Consider the following 16,367-nt stretch of genomic DNA (forward strand, 5'->3'; position numbering starts at 1 on the left):
ACTCCTTACGCTTTTACTGGATTGATTTTTGATGCATCAATTCCATATTTAGCCATAGCTTCTTTTACAACTGATTTTTCAATCTTTCCAGCATCTGCTAATTGTGCTAAAGTTGTAAATACAATAAAGTCAGAATCAACTTCAAAGAACTTTCGCAAATTCGCTCTACTATCAGATCTACCAAATCCATCAGTACCTAATGCTTTGAAAGTTCCTTTTACAAATGGAACTAATTGCTCTGAGTAAGATTTCATATAATCAGTAGTTGAGATAATAATATTCTCATCATCACTTCCTAGTACTTGGTCAACATAAGCAACTTTATCCTCACCATCAACATCTAATAAATTATTTCTTTCAACATCTTGAGCTTCTCTTGTTAATTCATTATATGAAGTAACAGAGTAAATATCTGAAGCTATTCCATACTCATTTGCTAACACATCAGCTGCTGATAATACTTGTTGGAAGATTGAACCAGAACCTAATAATTTAACTTTATAGTTATTCTTAGCTTCAATAGTTTTATATTTATAAATACCTTTTAAGATACCCTCTTCTACACCTTCAGGCATAGCTGGTTGTTTATAGTTTTCATTTAATGTTGTAATATAGTAGAAAATATCTTCTTGGTTTTCACCATACATTCTCTCAATACCATTTTGAACTACAACTGCAACTTCGTATCCAAATGTTGGGTCATAAGTTACACAATTTGGAATTGTATTTGCAATAATATGTGAATGTCCATCTTCGTGTTGTAAACCTTCACCATTTAATGTTGTTCTACCAGATGTTCCTCCAACTAAGAAACCTCTAGCCATTTGATCTCCCGCTGCCCAACAAATATCACCAGTTCTTTGGAATCCAAACATTGAGTAGAAAATATAAAATGGAATCATTGGACAATCATTGATTGAATATGAAGTAGCTGCTGCTACCCAAGAACCCATTGCTCCAAGTTCATTAATACCTTCTTGAAGTACTTGACCTTTTTTATCTTCTTTATAGTATGCAACTTGATCTCTATCTTGAGGAATATATTTTTGACCTTCTGAAGAGTAAATACCTAATTGTCTAAACATACCTTCCATACCAAATGTTCTAGCTTCATCTGGAACAATTGGAACAACTCTTTTTCCAATTTTTTTATCTTTAACTAATACATTTAATACTCTAACAAATGCCATAGTTGTAGAAATTTCTCTATCACCACTTCCATCTAATACTGGTTTGAATTTTTCTAAAGTAGGAATTTCAAGTTTTTCAGAGAATTTTGGTCTTCTTTGAGGAAGTGGACCATGTAAAGCTTCTCTTCTCTCACGCATATATTTCATTTCAACAGAGTCTTCTGCAAATTTATAGTATGGAAGGTTCTCTAACTCTTCATCACTAAATGGGATTTTAAATCTATCTCTAAATTGTCTTAAAGAATCAACATCAACTTTTTTAACACCATGGGCAATATTTTTACCTTCTGCTGCTTCACCCATTCCATAACCTTTTACAGTTTTAGCTAAAATTACAGTTGGTCTATCTTTTGTTTTTTCTGCTGCTTTATATGCTGCATAAACTTTTAATGGGTCATGTCCACCTCTGTTTAAAGCAAAAATTTCTTCATCACTCATATTTTCAACTAGTTTTGCAGTTTCAGGATATTTATTAAAGAAGTTTTCTCTTGTGTATGCTCCACCTTTTTGTTTAAAGTTTTGGTACTCACCATCAACAGTCTCTTCCATTAATTGAAGTAATTTACCAGATTTATCTTTTCTAATTAATTCATCCCAATGTCTACCCCAAATAACTTTAACTACTCTCCATCCATTTCCTCTAAAGTTTCCTTCAAGTTCTTGAATAATTTTTCCATTTCCTCTTACTGGTCCATCAAGTCTTTGTAAGTTACAGTTAATAACAAAAACTAAGTTATCTAAACCTTCTCTACCAGCAAGACCAATTGCACCTAAAGATTCTGGCTCATCACACTCACCATCACCCATGTAACAATATACTTTTTGCTCACTACAATCTTTAATACCTCTATTTGTTAAGTATTTTAAGAATCTTGCTTGATAAATTGCTTGAATAGGCCCAAGTCCCATTGATACTGTTGGAAACTGCCAGTATGTAGGCATTAATTTTGGGTGTGGATATGAAGATAACCCATCTTCTAAAGCTTCTTGTCTAAAGTTATCCATTTGTGCTTCACTAATTCTACCTTCAACAAAACTTCTTGCATAAATACCAGGAGCAATATGTCCTTGATAAAATACTAAATCTCCACCATCTTTTTCATTTGGTGCTCTAAAGAAGTGATTAAATCCTACATCATATAATGTAGCAGAAGATTGGAAAGATGCAATATGTCCACCAAGTTCTAAATTCTTTTTAGAAGCTCTTTGTACCATCATTGCGGCATTCCATCTAATTGCAGATCTAATTCTTCTTTCGATATCTCTATCACCTGGCATTTTTGGTTCTTTATCAACATCAATACTATTTAAATATGCAGTTGTTGCTTTAAATGGTAAATAAGTTCCACTTCTTCTAGCTTTTTCAATTAATTGTTGTAAAAGATAATGAGCTCTTTTAGGACCTTCTGTTTCTAATACTGCATCTAAGGCATCAATCCATTCTAGTGTTTCTTCTGGATCAATGTCGTTTAAGTTAATTTCTGACATTTAGTCATCTCCTTTATATTATTAGTTAAATATATATTCAAAATATTTGTTAAAATATTAAGTTTTTACTCAAATATTAAGAAAATCCTATAATTTTCTTTATTCTTAAATTTAATTTAAATTTTAAACTATATAATTTTCTTAAGTTTATTTCAAACTTTAGTGTATTTTATGTATTTTTTATTATAAAATACTTAAATTTGAAAAAAACATTGTAAGAAATTTTAAAATTTGCTATTTAGGTGTAAAAAGGAAAAAATTTTATGTTAGAAAATAAAGAGGTAAGATTAATTTTATCTCCTAAAAGTAGTGCAAAGTTAAACATGGCTATTGATAAAGCACTTGTAAACTCGTTTAAAATTGAAGAAAGTATTATATTTAGAGTTTACTCTTGGGAAAAATCTTTTACAATAGGTATAGGTCAAGATTTAGATAACTATAAAGAGTTTAAAGAAAAGTATAATAACAATTGTTCTAAAAGAATTACTGGTGGTGGCGTTTTATTTCACGGTCACGATATCTCTTATAGTTTTCTAATTTCTAGTAAACTATTGGGAAATCTAGGAGTAAAAGAATCATACGAAAAAATTTGTCAATTTTTATTAACTTTTTATAAAGACTTAGGACTTAAGCCATCATTTGTAAAAGATAATGAAGATATAGGTTTAATGAAAAGTGATTTTTGTCAAGTTGGATTTGAGACATATGATATTATAGTAAATGGTAAAAAAATCGGTGGTAATGCCCAAAAAAGAACTAGTAAACTAATTTTTCAACATGGTTCAATACCACTTAAAAAAACAGATAATAGTTCTATCATTGGAACAACATTAGAAGATTTAGGAATTATTTTAGATGAAGATGAAGCACAACAAAGATTAGTAGATGCTTTTAAAAAATGTTTTAACGTAGATTATAAAATTTCACAATTAACAAAAAATGAAGAAGAAAATTTAAATAAGATATTAGAAGGAAAATAAGTGTCAGTAAATAATAAAATTGAATTTAAAAAGCCAGTTTGGCTTAGAAAAAAACTATCAAATAAAGCACAAGTAGAAATGGAGAATCTTCTTAATAATGCAGGGTTACATACAATTTGTCAAGAAGCAAAGTGCCCAAATATTAGTGAATGTTTTGCAAAGAAAAATGCAACATTTATGATTTTAGGTGATTTATGTACAAGAAGATGTCAATATTGTAATGTAAAAACTGGTAATCCAAATGGATATGTAAATGAAGAAGAAGTAAAACAAATCACACTATCAGTTCAAAAACTTGGATTAAAATTTGTAGTTATTACAAGTCCAGCAAGGGATGATTTGAAAGACGGTGGAGCAAACCACTTCTATGAAGTTACAAAAAGTATTTTAGATAACACTGAAGATACTCAAGTTGAAATTCTTATTCCGGATTTTCAAGCAAATGATGACTCACTAAAAAAAGTTGTCGATTCAGGTGCTGTTATTATTGGTCATAATATCGAAACAGTTCCTAGATTATATAAAATTAGAAAAGGTGCAACTTATCAAAGATCTTTAGATGTTTTAAAAAGATTAAAAGAGCTTGGTGGAGATAAAATCAAAACTAAATCAGCACTTATGGTTGGTCTTGGTGAGACTGAAGAAGAGATGGTACAAGTATTTAAAGACTTAATTGAAGTTGGATGTAAATTTTTAAGTATTGGCCAATATTTAGCTCCGACAAAAGAGTTTGCAAAGGTATTAGAATATGTTAAACCAGAACAGTTTGAAAGATATAAAAAGATTGCTTTGGATTTAGGTTTTGAGTTTGTTCACAGTACTCCTTATGCAAGAAGTTCATATCTAGCACATGAATATTTAAGTAATGCTAATAAGTAATTAAAGCCTTACAAAAACTTTTTTAGATAAAATAAAAAAATATTCAAACCTAAGGGAAATTATGACTGTTGATGATAAATTAATAGAAAAACTAGCAAAATTATCAAGTTTAGAGATTGATGATTCAAGAAAAGAGAATTTAAAATCTGAGCTTGCTGATATTATTAATTTTGTTGAAAACTTAAATGAAATTGATGTATCAAATATCGAAGCTACTTTTAGTACAATTGAAGGTGGAACACCACTTAGAGAAGATGAGTCGAAACAAGATTTAGAATTATCAAATCATATCTTAAAAAATGCACCAAAAAGTGAAGATGGTTATTTCATCGTTCCAAAGATTATAGAGTAGTATTATGATTACTGTTTATGGAATAAAAACGTGCAATAGTGTTAGAAATGCTTTAAAATTTTTTAAAGACAATAATATTGAAGTTGATTTCTTTGACTTTAAAAAAGAGACTCCAAGTGAAGATAAAGTAAAAACTTGGACTACAAAAGCTGATATAAATATTTTATTTAATTCAAAAGGTACAAAATATAGAACACTTGGATTAAAAGAGTTAAATTTAGATGAAAATGGAAAATTTGAATGGCTAGTAAAAGAGCCAATGCTTTTTAAAAGACCTGTTATTGAATTCAATAATGATGTAATAGTAGGTTGGAATGAAGAAAATTATAAGAACACTTTTTTATAAATGTGTTCTTTTCTATCTCAATACTAAAATTCTTTTTCTTTAAATTTATCGTTATTGAAAAATAAATTAAATTTATAGACAATTGCATTATTTAAATATTTCTTTTTTTCATCATCCTCATAGCCATCGGAATATCTACCTGAAAAAGGGTTTACTACCCACGTATTATCTTCGATGTCAAATTCTAATTCTCCACCAATTCTTGCTGGCTTTCCACCAGTCAATGTAGGATGTCCTTTTTCAGAATCAGTCTTTTCTTTTCCAATTCTTAAAAAGCCATTTCTATCTATAACCCACAAATATTTAAAATTGTTAGATTCATAATCTTTTTCTAGGATATATTCTTTTTTTTCATCAAAAATCATTTCACATTGATTTACGATATTATCGTGACTTATTTCATTTTCTTTGATATTTCTAGGTATATTTAAATACCCATATAAATCTGCTAAATTTTCTTTATAACATTTCTCTGGTGTGAAATAATCAAAAATCCCTTTAATATTTTCACTATATAGTTTTTCGTTATCATTTTCTTTTTGTTTTGAATAATTCTTTAGTAAAATTTCGATAATAAAACTTAAACTATCATCAAATTTAATATAATCTAAGAATATATTTCCAAGTTGAATATCTGTAGCATCAAATATTAATTCAAATATATTTTTGTCTTTGTATTTAGCCGTTGCACTCCAAATATATTTAGGGAAAGACTTTGTTAAATATTTTTCTCTATCTTTTATATTACTTTCTAATAATTCTTCTTTTAAATAGCGGTTTTCTTTAATCTTAACATCCCATTCTATATTTTTAAGGATAATAAGAATTTCCTTGAAATTCTGATTTTCTCTAGCCAAATATTCAACATAAGTTTTCAAAACATCCACTAATGTTTCACATAACTCAAAAACTTTTATATAAGGTACTCTAATCTTATGATAAACACCTAATATAATTATATCTGTTTCATAAATTTCATCTTTTGCATTTACTAATGAAGAGGTTTTATTATTTTCTAAAATTTTCACTTCAAACTTATTATTCATCAAATCTATTTTTAAATAAGGGCCATATCTATCATCATGTACATAAATCTTTTCTACTCTATCAGAATATTTATTAGAGTTTAATTGATTTTCTCGATTTAAATGATAGCCAAGAACTGTTACTGCATGCATTCCTTTTTTCTCTTTAGTTTCTCTATCATAAATTGTTACACCTAAAATTAATGGTATTCTACTAGAACAATAAGCATATATATATTCTTTAAATAAACTAACTCTTTCTGTATCATCATTCTTTTCAGTTTTTAAAAAGGTCCATAGACTTTTCTTCTTTTTCTCCTTAGCTTTTTTAAACTCAAACTTTTCTGGAGATAAATTAAACATTTTTAAACTTTTAGATATCATTTCTGGAGAAAGTCCCTTATTTGGAAATTCTCTACTTTCCCAAACTTCATTTCCATATGAACTTCTTGTTATTTTATTAGAAGAAGGTAAATCTCTTAAATTCATCATAGGATGGGCATGAAAAAAGCTCCATAAAGAAGTTGTTGCACATGCCGAAATAATTTTATCTTGTTCTTGAAATGCTATTGATTTAATATGAAATGTATATCCAAATAATGAAACTTTATAATCTTTTGTTAAAATAAAATTACTATCATCATTTTCATAGTAAGGTTTTAAACAAACCTTAGCAAAAAAGTTTTCAGGAATCGGTCTTATTACTATAAAACCTAAATAGTTATCATTTTTAATAATTGATTCTTTTTTATTTAGAAAATCATTTAACTCTTTATTTAATATTTTCTTTTTAAGTTCTTTATGTTTATTTGTACAAAATAAATGTATTCTAGCGCAAGTTTTTTTATAAGTTTTAAAACATCGTACATGATATGAAGAATAATCATCTAAATAATGTTGATCAATATACTCATTTTCATATATAAAGAATAATTTTGTTTTTTCATTTTTAAAAGGTTTTAGATAATTGTCCAAATAAGTTATTTGATCTTTTCTTTTTATAGAGGGGAGTGATGTGTTAGTTAGAAATGATATATAACTACAAAATATATTTATATCATATTCAAAAATTCCATACGGCTTATCCAATTAAAATCCGTTTATAGAGAAAAAGTTTTGTGCTTTTTTCTATCGCTCATTGTAATTAAATTTATTCTTCTTTTTGTTCTTTTTGATGTTTTTGATAAGACTTCTCTTTCTTTTTGCCAATAGTCATTACCTAAGCTTTGTTCAGTACCAAAAAAATCTACGATTTCTTTAATATTAAACTCTCCAATCCTTTTTTTTGTTAACATTATAGTAACCCTTATTAAGTATGATCATTTCCCTCTATGTTTAAACCTAATATACCTAAAAAAAAATTAACTTTTGTTTAATTTAATTAAATTTTAATATTAATTAATAATCTTTTTATTAATTAATAAATTATTTATAATCCCTAAGAGTTTAATAAAAGTATTACTTAAATTATTAAATAAATAGCAAAATAATTATTAATAATAAAATATTATATTAAATTTAAATCAAATCTTACAAGAATTTATCACTGTACTAGGATTAGAACTACCTTGTTGTTTCAAGTCTTTTAATTCTTCTTTTTCAAACTCATCTAATGATACTTTAGATTCAAGTTCACTAATTCTTGCAGCAATTTGAGGATCATTATATTTACTACAACCACTAAGTATAAATAGTAACAATAAAATACCACTAATTAATCTCATGTTCTCTCCTTTTTGAGATTATAACATAGTATCTTAACTTTCGCACCTAAAACCAAGCAATTTTCCAGTCACATCTCTTAATAGATCAATGATAGCTGTAAAATCCTCATTTCTATTGACAACTTCTTCAATTTTTGCAATCTCATCTAAAATAGCTAAAAATGCTTGCATAGCTATTGCTAGAGTATGAAGTTCACATTCTAAATCTTTAAACAATCCACCAATTGTTTTAGGTTCATTGCTGATACGATTTATATAGCTAACAACATTGTATGTAAAAAAAGATAGTGTAATTCTGGCTATCAAAGCTTCATAGATTCGATTCTCTTCTTTTCCGAATCCAAAGTGTTCACGAAGTTCTTTATACCCTTGTTCTATATCCCATCGTCTTTTATAAATATCTATAATCTCTTCATCACTAAGTATAAGATTGGTTGATACGATTGGTATTAAATTCTCTTTTGTTTTTATAAAAACAATTTTTAATTTACCAGCTTTTTTATGTTCAACTATGGTTGAAAAATACTCAAACTTTATCTTTTTGCCATATTGACCCATCTTGATAGATTTAAGCTTTTTAAATTTGTTATAGATGCCATCAAGGGTCTTTTTCTCTCCTGTAAAATTCCATATCCTGTCATTGTTTACCATTCTTGAAATGACTTGCAATCCAAGTTCATTCATAGTTTCTATAAATACAGGTTTAGAATACCAGCTATCTACAAGCAGATAATCTGCATATATACCACTAGCTACTGCTCTTTTAATCATCTCTATAGCAATTTGTGATTTCCCTTTTAAGCTTTCCAATCTTCGCTTATGTGCATTGGTTCGATGATCAATAATATTTGTAAACTCTTCTATCTTTACCCTTGCATAACTGTTCATAGCAATTGCAAAGTCCAACATAAAATTTGAATAACCATCACTATAGTTTAGTGATACAACATTTACACCTCTGATTTTTCTCTTTGCTTTATTGCTCCAAAGGTTGTCACAACTTCCCTCTATATTTTTACCAACTTTATCTTCAACAGTATCATCAAGTATAAGAACTCTTACTAGCTTTGAATCTTGCACTTTATGAAGTAGTGATAAGATCTTTAAAGAACTAAGAGATAATAGTTTTCTCCAATTATAAGAAGTATTGGAAAGTAATCGATAATATACATCTTTTTTGAAACTATCATTACTTTGATCCATAAAGGTTGATATTTTTTTATTCATAACCAGCATATATACAAAATGTAATACAACCATATGAACAGCAACTCCCTCTTTTTTAGAAAAATTGCTCTTGGTTAAAATAGTTTTCATATTTAACAAACGTAATGTTTCATAGATTGGATTTTTTAACTTATCGTTTATAATACCGATGATCTTGGATTCTATCTGCATTCTTACCCTTTAATATAATAGATATTATAGCTAAAAGTGCCTATTTAAGGGCTTTATTGAGAGTTCAAAATAGAAAAATATCATAGAAAAACAACTAAATTATTTTTATGTCAACAAGGATAAGATTATTAACTAAAGGAGTAATGTTTTAGGGAGATTTAGCTACAATTTTAATCAATTTAACGTGCGAAAGTTAAGATAGTATATAAATAATTGATTTTTTATTTGTATAATTTTTAAGAGAGAGATAAAAGAGTTAAATCACTGGAAATTCCAGTGATTTTTTACATATTTTCTCTAGCTTCTTTTAAAGTGTCAGCTATCATAAATGATAATTCTAAAGCTTGGTCAGCATTTAATCTTGGATCACATTGAGTGTGATATCTACTTGCTAATCCTTCTTGAGTAATACAAGATGATGATGAACCTGTACATTCTGTAACATTTTGTCCAGTCATCTCTAAGTGAATACCACCTGCGTAAGTACCTTCAGCTCTATGAATTTGGAAGAATTTTTTAACCTCAGCTAAAATTGCTTCAAAATCTCTAGTTTTATATCCATTTTCAGCTTTGATAGTATTTCCATGCATTGGGTCACTTGACCATAATACATTTTTACCTTCTGCTTTTACTCTTCTTAGTAAATTAGGGAAATGATCTTCAACTTTATTTGCACCCATTCTAACAATTAAGTTTAATCTTCCAGCTTCATTTTGTGGGTTTAAAGCATCAATTAATTTAATAAGTTCATCTTCTTTCATAGAAGGACCTACTTTACAACCAATTGGATTTTTAATCCCTCTAAAGTATTCAATATGAGCTTCATTTAAATCTCTTGTTCTATCACCAATCCACAACATATGTGCACTACAATCAAACCAATCACCAGTAATTGAATCTCTTCTTGTAAGTGCTTCTTCATAATTTAGAAGTAAAGCTTCATGTGATGTAAACAGTGAAGTTTCACTTAATTGTGGAGTATTTTCACTTGTAATTCCACAAGCATTCATAAATGATAAAGTTTTAGTAATTTCATCTGCTAATCTTTGATATTTTTCACCTAAATATTTATCTTTTACAAAATCTAAATTCCATAAGTGAACTTGATTTAAATCAGCCATTCCACCTCTTGAGAATGCTCTTAAAAGATTTAGTGTTGATGCACTTTGATTGTATGCTTTTAAAAGTTTCTTTGGTTTTGGCTTTCTTGATTTCTCATCAAATCCAACTTCATTTATAATATCACCTCTATATGAAGGTAATGCAATTCCATTTATTTCTTCAAAGTCTGCACTTCTAGGTTTTGCAAACTGACCTGCTACTCTTCCAACTTTTACAACTGGACAACCTCCAGAGAAAGTTAAAACAACAGCCATTTGCATCATAACTTTAAATAAATCTTTAATATTTCCAGCGTTGAATGCATCAAATGATTCTGCACAATCTCCACCTTGTAATAAGAAAGCTTTTCCATTTACAACATCTGCTAATTGCTCTTTTAATTTTAATGCCTCACCAGCAAAAATTAAAGGAGGATAAGATGCAAGCTCTTTTTCAACCTTTTTTAACTTCTCTTGATCGTTATATTCAGGTTGTTGCTTAATAGGAAAGTCTCTCCAACTACTTGGGTTCCATGTTTTCATTTTATAACCTTTATTCATATTTTAATAGTTGAAGATTTTAACGTAATAATTCTTAATAAGTTTAGCTTTTTTGTGTAATTAAATTGTAATATTTAGGGGCTTTAAGTAGTTAGCTAAAAGCTAACTACTAATTATTTGATAAGTTTTGAAAGTAGGTCTTGAAATGAAACTTTAAAAGCTTCTAATCCATCTTTTAATAGTTTTGCATAGATTTCTTCCATTTTGATTCCTTTATTTGAAAGGTTCTCAAAATATTCATCACAAGCTATTTCACTCATAATTTCAGTTTGCTCTTTGGCTCCATCTTTTAACCACTCTTCAATAGTTCCTAAAGGAGCAGTATTTACTGAATTTGGATAAATCAATGCATCAATATAATAACTAGGAGATAATTCATCACCTTTTACACCTGTACTTGCAAATAATGTTCTAATATTTGGATTTGCAAACTTATTAATTTCATAATAACATTTAGTTGCATTTACGATACCTAATTTAGAAGTTTCTAAACCTTTTGTTGCAAATTCACCATCAACTAATCTATCAAATCTTGAAACAAATACAGAAATAACAGCTTTTATATCTTTATTTGATTCTTTAATTCCCTCATCAAGTGCTTGAGCACATTTAATAGCTTGTTCAACTGAGAAAATCAATGTTGCATTTACATGAATACCCTTTGAAGTTAACTCTCTCATAGCTATATATCCAGCCTCAGTTGCAGGAATTTTAATCATCACATTTTCTGCACCAATTAATGAGTTTAATCTAATACCCTCTTCTATAGTCCCAGCAGCATCATCACACAATAATGGGTCTACTTCAATAGATATAAAACCATCATCACTATCGTTTTTATGTAAATTTGATAATAGTTGAGCAGCTCTTTTAATATCAGTTAAAGCTAACTCTTCATAAATAGTTTTAGCATTATTAGCTTGTAACATATCTAGTTGTTGTTTATATGCAACAGAGTTTGTAATTGATGATTCAAAGATAGCTGGGTTAGATGTAGCACCTTGAATTGTTCCATCATTTATAATCTCTTGAAATCTATTTTCTAAGAAATCTCTTTCAATAAAGTCACACCATAATGAATAGTTAATATCTTCTTTTAAACTCATTTGAATTATCCTTGTATTTTATTTAAAATTTGTGTTAAATCTTTTGTATCAATAATAATATTTGCTTCTTTTTTTAATACATCTCTTCCACAGAACGCAACTCTAGTATCAGCTTCTTCAAACATTGATAAATCATTTGCACCATCACCACAAACTAAAGTTTCGGCTCTTGTAATTCCCATAAGTGATTGAAGTCTTCTTAACATATCACCTTTTGAATAACCAAACATCATATCTCCACCAACATAACCAGTTAATACTCCATCTTTTTCATGTAAAACATTTGAAAAATCTGCATCAAGTCCTAGTTTTTCTTTAGCTGGAGTTGTTCCTAATCTAAAACCACCTGAGAAACATACTACTTTATAACCCATTTTTTGAAGTTCTGGCACAAGTTGCATTGCTCCTGGCATTAAAGGTAAATCTTTACAAATTTCAACTACCTTGTTGTAATCCATACCTTTTAAAAGCCCTACTCTTGTAGTTAAAGATTCAAAAAAATCTAATCTTCCACTCATAGCTTCTTCTGTAATTTGTGCAACTTGTTCACCAATTCCCAGTTCATCGGCTAAAAAGTCTATTGTCTCACCATCCATTAATGTTGAATCAAAATCAAATACTGCTAATTTCATATATTTTCCCTAGTTTTAGTCTTTAAAAGGTATAATATTAACTAAATTTTACTAAATATTATAAAAGGAATATTTTTTTGATGTTTGAAACACTAATTAAAAAACTGCAAGAGGATAAGTTTTTAACACTTGAAACAACACCTCAGCACGAACCATCAATGCATAACATTATTGAAAAAATAAAAAAATTTAATTTACAAGATAAAGTTGATGGATTTTCGGCAACAGATAATCCCCTTGCAAAACTAAAGTATAACGCTCTTTTTGCTTCATTAAAGTTACAACAAGAGTTTAATAAACCAGTAATTGCAACAATGTCTATGAGAGATAGAAATAAAATAGCATTACAATCAGATTTAATGGGTGCAAATGATTTTGATGTTAGAGCAATATTAGCCCTTACAGGAGATCCAGCAAAAATGAGTGACCAACCACACTCAAAAGGTGTATTTGAGGCAAACTCAATTATGCTTTTAAAAATGATAAAATCATTTAACTATGGTATGGACTTTGCAGGACGACCATTTAAAATAGAACCTAAACAGATTTTCCCATTTTCTGTTACAAACTCTTATGCAAAATCTTATGCTTCAATTGAAAAGAAAATGCATAATAAGATTCAAAATGGAACTTTAGGAATTATCTCTCAACCAGTTTTTGATGTAGAAACTGCTAAAAAACTTTTAGAAACTTTTGAAAATGCAAAAGAAGGTGTTGAAGGTGAAAAACAAAAAGCTCAATTAATTTTTGGTGTTTTTCCAATCACGAAACTTAGAACTGCACTATTTTTATCTGCACAAGTTCCAGGTATCAAAGTACCTCAATATTGGATTGATGCCCTTGAATCTGCTCATAATATTTCTGAAGAGGAAGAGTATAAAGTAGGAATGGATTTAAGTAGAGATTTATTTAGAGAGTTAAATAAATTCCATCCAAAAATTCACTTAATGACTGCAAATAGATTTGATGTGGCAAATGAGGTTATCTCTTGAAACTAGCCTGCATTGATGTTGGTCTAAAAAGAATCGGAGTTGCTATATGTTTAAGTTCAAACATAGTAACTCCACAGCCTGCAATTTTAAGAAAAAATAGAAATCAAGCTTCAAATGATGTTAATGCTTTTTTAAAAGAGTGGGAGATAGAAAAACTAATAGTTGGATATCCAAGTGCTAGCGAAGATATGCAAAAAAGAATAAATCACTTTATAAAACTACTAGAACTAAAAATTCCCTATGAACTTCAAGAAGAGAATCTAAGTTCAGTTGAAGCAGAAGATATGATGAAAGGTGAAATCAAATATAAAAGAGATGGAAGAGTTGATTCCCTTGCAGCTAAAATAATACTTGAGCGATACCTAGCAAAATCTTCAAAAAACTAATCTAATTAAAAGTATTTACAACAACAGCTATTGCAAAACCTCTATCATGAGTAATTGATAGGTGTGACTCTTTGATATTAAACATATCTCGTACCTTTTTTCTATACTTTATTTTAGGCGCTCCATTTTTATCTTTTTTTATTTTAATATCATGAAAACTACAACTAGCTCCTATTCCAGTCCCAATTGCTTTACTAGCAGCTTCTTTTGCAGCCCAAAAACCTGCTGCTGTTTCAGGCTTTTTTACTAGTTCTATCTCTTCTGGATTTAAAAATTTCTCATATGCTTTTAAACCAAATCTTTCATACATTCTTTCTATTCTATCTACTGAAGTTACATCTATTCCTATCATTTTAAACCTATCTTTTGTATAATGCTCTTATGAAATTATTTATTAAAAAAGTATTATATCTTTTTACAATGTTATTTATAATTAGTTTGATTTCATTTATTGCAATAAATGCTGCACCAAACTCATTTTTTGCAAGTGGAGAGTTAAACCCCAATATTACACCTGAATCAATTGAGCAATTAAAAGCTATTTATGGACTTGATAAACCACTATATGTACAGTTCTTTTCATGGGTTACTTCAATACTTCAACTTGATTTTGGTATTTCTTTTTCAAGTGGTGAGATGGTAAAAAATGAAATTCTAACTAGAATTCCAGTAACCCTAACAATAAATATTATCTCAATGGTTTTAATATTTATCATATCACTATATTTTGGTATTAAATCAGCATTAAATAAAAACTCATTTTTTGATAGATTCACAGGACAACTATCATTACTTAGTTTTTCAATGCCATCATTTTATTTAGCACTAATTTTAGTTTTAGTATTTGCTATAAACTTTGAGATTGTTCCAATTGCTGGACTTCATAGTGTTCCAAATGATGGAAGTTTAGCTTACTATTTAGACTATGCTTGGCATTTAGTGTTACCAATCTTCATCATTGTATTTGGTGGAATTGGAAGTTTAATACTTTATATTAGAAGTTTAACAATTGAGATACTAAAATCTGACTACATTTTTTTTGCAAGGGCTAGAGGATTAAGTCAAAAACAGATTTTAAGATATTATATCTTACCAAATTTATATCCACCAGTTATCACGCTACTTGGACTTTCACTTCCAGGAATTATTGGTGGTTCGGTTATATTAGAGACAATATTTTCAATAGATGGAATGGGATTACTATTCTATCAAAGTGCATTAAGCCATGATTATCCAGTTATTATGGGAATACTTATTATTGGTGCATTTTTAACGCTAATTGGAAATATGATTGCAGATTTAGTTCTACTAAAATTAAATCCAAATTATGAAGAAAAATAAATTTTAAATAAGGGAAATAAAGCGTTGGAAGTTTTAAAAACACTTGAAGATTTACAAAATATTAGAAAAAATATTAAAGGAAGTGTAGGATTTGTACCAACTATGGGTGCCCTACATAATGGTCATATCTCACTTATAAAAAAAGCAAGAGAAGAAAATGATATTGTAATTGTCTCTATTTTTGTAAACCCTACCCAATTTTTACCAGGTGAAGATTTAGATGCATATCCAAGAAAGGATGAAGCAGATAAAAAAATCTGTTCTATGTGTAAAGTTGACTATATATTTATGCCTGAAATTTCTACAATGTATACAAAAGAAGAAGTATTGGTAAAAGCACCTAATAACTCTTATGTACTTGAAGGGAAAACTAGACCTGGTCACTTTGATGGTGTATTGCAAGTTGTATTAAAACTATTTAATCTAGTTCAACCAACAAACGCATACTTTGGGAAAAAAGATGCACAACAATTAAGCCTAATCCAACAAATGGTAAGAAACTTCTTCTTACCTATAAATATTATTCCTTGTGAAATAGTTAGAGAAGAGGATGGTTTAGCAATGAGCAGTAGAAATGTTTACTTATCAGCACAACAAAGAAGTGATGCTGTTTTAATTTCTAAATCACTTTATATGGCAGGAAATTTAATCTCAAAAGGTGAAAGAAATTCACAAGTTGTAAAAAACAAAATCTATGATGTTATGTCACCACTTGATGTAGAGTATGTTGCAGTTGTTGATAGAAATTTTAATGAAATAGAGACAATTGAACCAAAAAATACAATAATTTTAGTAGTTGCTAGATTTGGAAATACAAGATTACTTGATAATTTTTGGCTTTAAATTTTACAAAAAAACTGGATTATG

General features: G+C 28.4%; 17 protein-coding genes. 8 read left to right on the forward strand and 9 right to left on the reverse strand.

What is annotated here, in order from left to right:
* Nucleotides 1-5: 5 nt before the first annotated feature.
* On the reverse strand, nt 6-2,678 hold the full coding sequence (gene aceE, locus APAC_RS11555; protein ID WP_130234252.1) for a pyruvate dehydrogenase (acetyl-transferring), homodimeric type: 2,673 nt from the start codon (nt 2,676-2,678) through the stop codon (nt 6-8).
* A 263-nt stretch (nt 2,679-2,941) separates the two neighbouring features.
* Here aceE and APAC_RS11560 point away from each other — a divergent pair, with 263 nt between their 5' ends.
* The 4 genes from APAC_RS11560 (at nt 2,942) to APAC_RS11575 (ending at nt 5,235) form a co-directional block, all read left to right on the forward strand.
* A complete protein-coding gene (locus APAC_RS11560; protein WP_130234253.1) occupies nt 2,942-3,658 on the forward strand; it encodes a lipoate--protein ligase family protein in 717 nt (238 codons plus the stop codon).
* Nucleotides 3,659-4,537: a lipoyl synthase gene (gene lipA, locus APAC_RS11565; protein ID WP_130234254.1), complete on the forward strand. Its 879-nt coding sequence runs from the start codon at nt 3,659-3,661 to the stop codon at nt 4,535-4,537.
* A gap of 61 nt (nt 4,538-4,598) precedes the next feature.
* On the forward strand, nt 4,599-4,889 hold the full coding sequence (gatC, locus tag APAC_RS11570; protein ID WP_130234255.1) for an Asp-tRNA(Asn)/Glu-tRNA(Gln) amidotransferase subunit GatC: 291 nt from the start codon (nt 4,599-4,601) through the stop codon (nt 4,887-4,889).
* Between the two features lie 4 nt (nt 4,890-4,893).
* Complete coding sequence (locus APAC_RS11575) at nt 4,894-5,235, forward strand: arsenate reductase family protein (RefSeq protein ID WP_130234256.1); 342 nt, start codon at nt 4,894-4,896, stop codon at nt 5,233-5,235.
* Between the two features lie 23 nt (nt 5,236-5,258).
* On the opposite strand, the gene APAC_RS11580 is transcribed toward APAC_RS11575, so the two are convergent.
* The 7 genes from APAC_RS11580 to serB all read right to left on the reverse strand — a co-directional run bounded on the left by APAC_RS11580 (nt 5,259) and on the right by serB (nt 12,781).
* Nucleotides 5,259-7,235, reverse strand: a complete 1,977-nt coding sequence (locus APAC_RS11580; RefSeq protein ID WP_130234257.1) for a hypothetical protein — start codon at nt 7,233-7,235, stop codon at nt 5,259-5,261.
* Between the two features lie 125 nt (nt 7,236-7,360).
* On the reverse strand, nt 7,361-7,555 hold the full coding sequence (locus APAC_RS11585; protein ID WP_130234258.1) for a hypothetical protein: 195 nt from the start codon (nt 7,553-7,555) through the stop codon (nt 7,361-7,363).
* 228 nt (nt 7,556-7,783) lie between these two features.
* Nucleotides 7,784-7,984 (reverse strand): hypothetical protein, encoded by a 201-nt coding sequence (locus APAC_RS11590; protein WP_130234259.1) that lies wholly within the window; start codon nt 7,982-7,984, stop codon nt 7,784-7,786.
* 33 nt (nt 7,985-8,017) lie between these two features.
* The gene (locus tag APAC_RS11595) at nt 8,018-9,382 is read right to left on the reverse strand and encodes an IS4 family transposase (protein ID WP_130232179.1); all 1,365 of its coding nucleotides are present in this window, start codon (nt 9,380-9,382) and stop codon (nt 8,018-8,020) included.
* Nucleotides 9,383-9,666: 284 nt separating this feature from the next.
* Nucleotides 9,667-11,025 (reverse strand): class II 3-deoxy-7-phosphoheptulonate synthase, encoded by a 1,359-nt coding sequence (locus APAC_RS11600; protein ID WP_130234260.1) that lies wholly within the window; start codon nt 11,023-11,025, stop codon nt 9,667-9,669.
* 131 nt (nt 11,026-11,156) lie between these two features.
* Entirely contained in the window at nt 11,157-12,149 is a 993-nt protein-coding gene (locus APAC_RS11605) for a transaldolase (RefSeq protein WP_130234261.1), read from the reverse strand.
* Between the two features lie 5 nt (nt 12,150-12,154).
* Nucleotides 12,155-12,781 (reverse strand): phosphoserine phosphatase SerB, encoded by a 627-nt coding sequence (gene serB, locus APAC_RS11610; RefSeq protein WP_130234262.1) that lies wholly within the window; start codon nt 12,779-12,781, stop codon nt 12,155-12,157.
* 80 nt (nt 12,782-12,861) lie between these two features.
* Between serB and APAC_RS11615 the strand changes: the two genes are divergently transcribed.
* Together APAC_RS11615 and ruvX are read left to right on the forward strand one after the other, a co-directional pair.
* Nucleotides 12,862-13,773, forward strand: coding sequence for a methylenetetrahydrofolate reductase (locus APAC_RS11615; RefSeq protein WP_130234263.1), 912 nt, complete (start codon nt 12,862-12,864; stop codon nt 13,771-13,773).
* The gene (gene ruvX / locus APAC_RS11620; RefSeq protein WP_130234264.1) at nt 13,770-14,159 is read left to right on the forward strand and encodes a Holliday junction resolvase RuvX; all 390 of its coding nucleotides are present in this window, start codon (nt 13,770-13,772) and stop codon (nt 14,157-14,159) included. Before APAC_RS11615 ends, ruvX begins: the two co-directional genes overlap by 4 nt.
* A 1-nt stretch (nt 14,160) precedes the next feature.
* Here the strand turns inward: ruvX and acpS are convergent, their stop codons facing one another.
* Nucleotides 14,161-14,511, reverse strand: coding sequence for a holo-ACP synthase (gene acpS, locus APAC_RS11625; RefSeq protein ID WP_130234265.1), 351 nt, complete (start codon nt 14,509-14,511; stop codon nt 14,161-14,163).
* 29 nt (nt 14,512-14,540) lie between these two features.
* Here acpS and APAC_RS11630 point away from each other — a divergent pair, with 29 nt between their 5' ends.
* The gene (locus APAC_RS11630) at nt 14,541-15,500 is read left to right on the forward strand and encodes an ABC transporter permease (protein WP_130234266.1); all 960 of its coding nucleotides are present in this window, start codon (nt 14,541-14,543) and stop codon (nt 15,498-15,500) included.
* Between the two features lie 24 nt (nt 15,501-15,524).
* The gene (gene panC, locus APAC_RS11635; protein WP_130234267.1) at nt 15,525-16,343 is read left to right on the forward strand and encodes a pantoate--beta-alanine ligase; all 819 of its coding nucleotides are present in this window, start codon (nt 15,525-15,527) and stop codon (nt 16,341-16,343) included.
* Nucleotides 16,344-16,367: the final 24 nt, after the last annotated feature.

Source organism: Malaciobacter pacificus (genome assembly GCF_004214795.1).
Classification (GTDB): Bacteria; Campylobacterota; Campylobacteria; order Campylobacterales; family Arcobacteraceae; genus Malaciobacter_A; species Malaciobacter_A pacificus.

Excerpts from the sequence above, each read along its gene's own strand:
- APAC_RS11600 (WP_130234260.1), bottom strand. The coding sequence starts at position 11,025 with ATGAAAACATGGAACCCAAGTAGTTGGAGAGACTTTCCTATTAAGCAA.
- APAC_RS11590 (WP_130234259.1), bottom strand. The coding sequence starts at position 7,984 with ATGAGATTAATTAGTGGTATTTTATTGTTACTATTTATACTTAGTGGT.
- aceE (WP_130234252.1), bottom strand. The coding sequence starts at position 2,678 with ATGTCAGAAATTAACTTAAACGACATTGATCCAGAAGAAACACTAGAA.
- acpS (WP_130234265.1), bottom strand. The coding sequence starts at position 14,511 with ATGATAGGAATAGATGTAACTTCAGTAGATAGAATAGAAAGAATGTAT.
- APAC_RS11575 (WP_130234256.1), top strand. The coding sequence starts at position 4,894 with ATGATTACTGTTTATGGAATAAAAACGTGCAATAGTGTTAGAAATGCT.
- gatC (WP_130234255.1), top strand. The coding sequence starts at position 4,599 with ATGACTGTTGATGATAAATTAATAGAAAAACTAGCAAAATTATCAAGT.
- APAC_RS11605 (WP_130234261.1), bottom strand. The coding sequence starts at position 12,149 with ATGAGTTTAAAAGAAGATATTAACTATTCATTATGGTGTGACTTTATT.
- APAC_RS11585 (WP_130234258.1), bottom strand. The coding sequence starts at position 7,555 with ATGTTAACAAAAAAAAGGATTGGAGAGTTTAATATTAAAGAAATCGTA.
- APAC_RS11630 (WP_130234266.1), top strand. The coding sequence starts at position 14,541 with ATGAAATTATTTATTAAAAAAGTATTATATCTTTTTACAATGTTATTT.
- APAC_RS11595 (WP_130232179.1), bottom strand. The coding sequence starts at position 9,382 with ATGCAGATAGAATCCAAGATCATCGGTATTATAAACGATAAGTTAAAA.
- APAC_RS11615 (WP_130234263.1), top strand. The coding sequence starts at position 12,862 with ATGTTTGAAACACTAATTAAAAAACTGCAAGAGGATAAGTTTTTAACA.
- APAC_RS11560 (WP_130234253.1), top strand. The coding sequence starts at position 2,942 with ATGTTAGAAAATAAAGAGGTAAGATTAATTTTATCTCCTAAAAGTAGT.
- serB (WP_130234262.1), bottom strand. The coding sequence starts at position 12,781 with ATGAAATTAGCAGTATTTGATTTTGATTCAACATTAATGGATGGTGAG.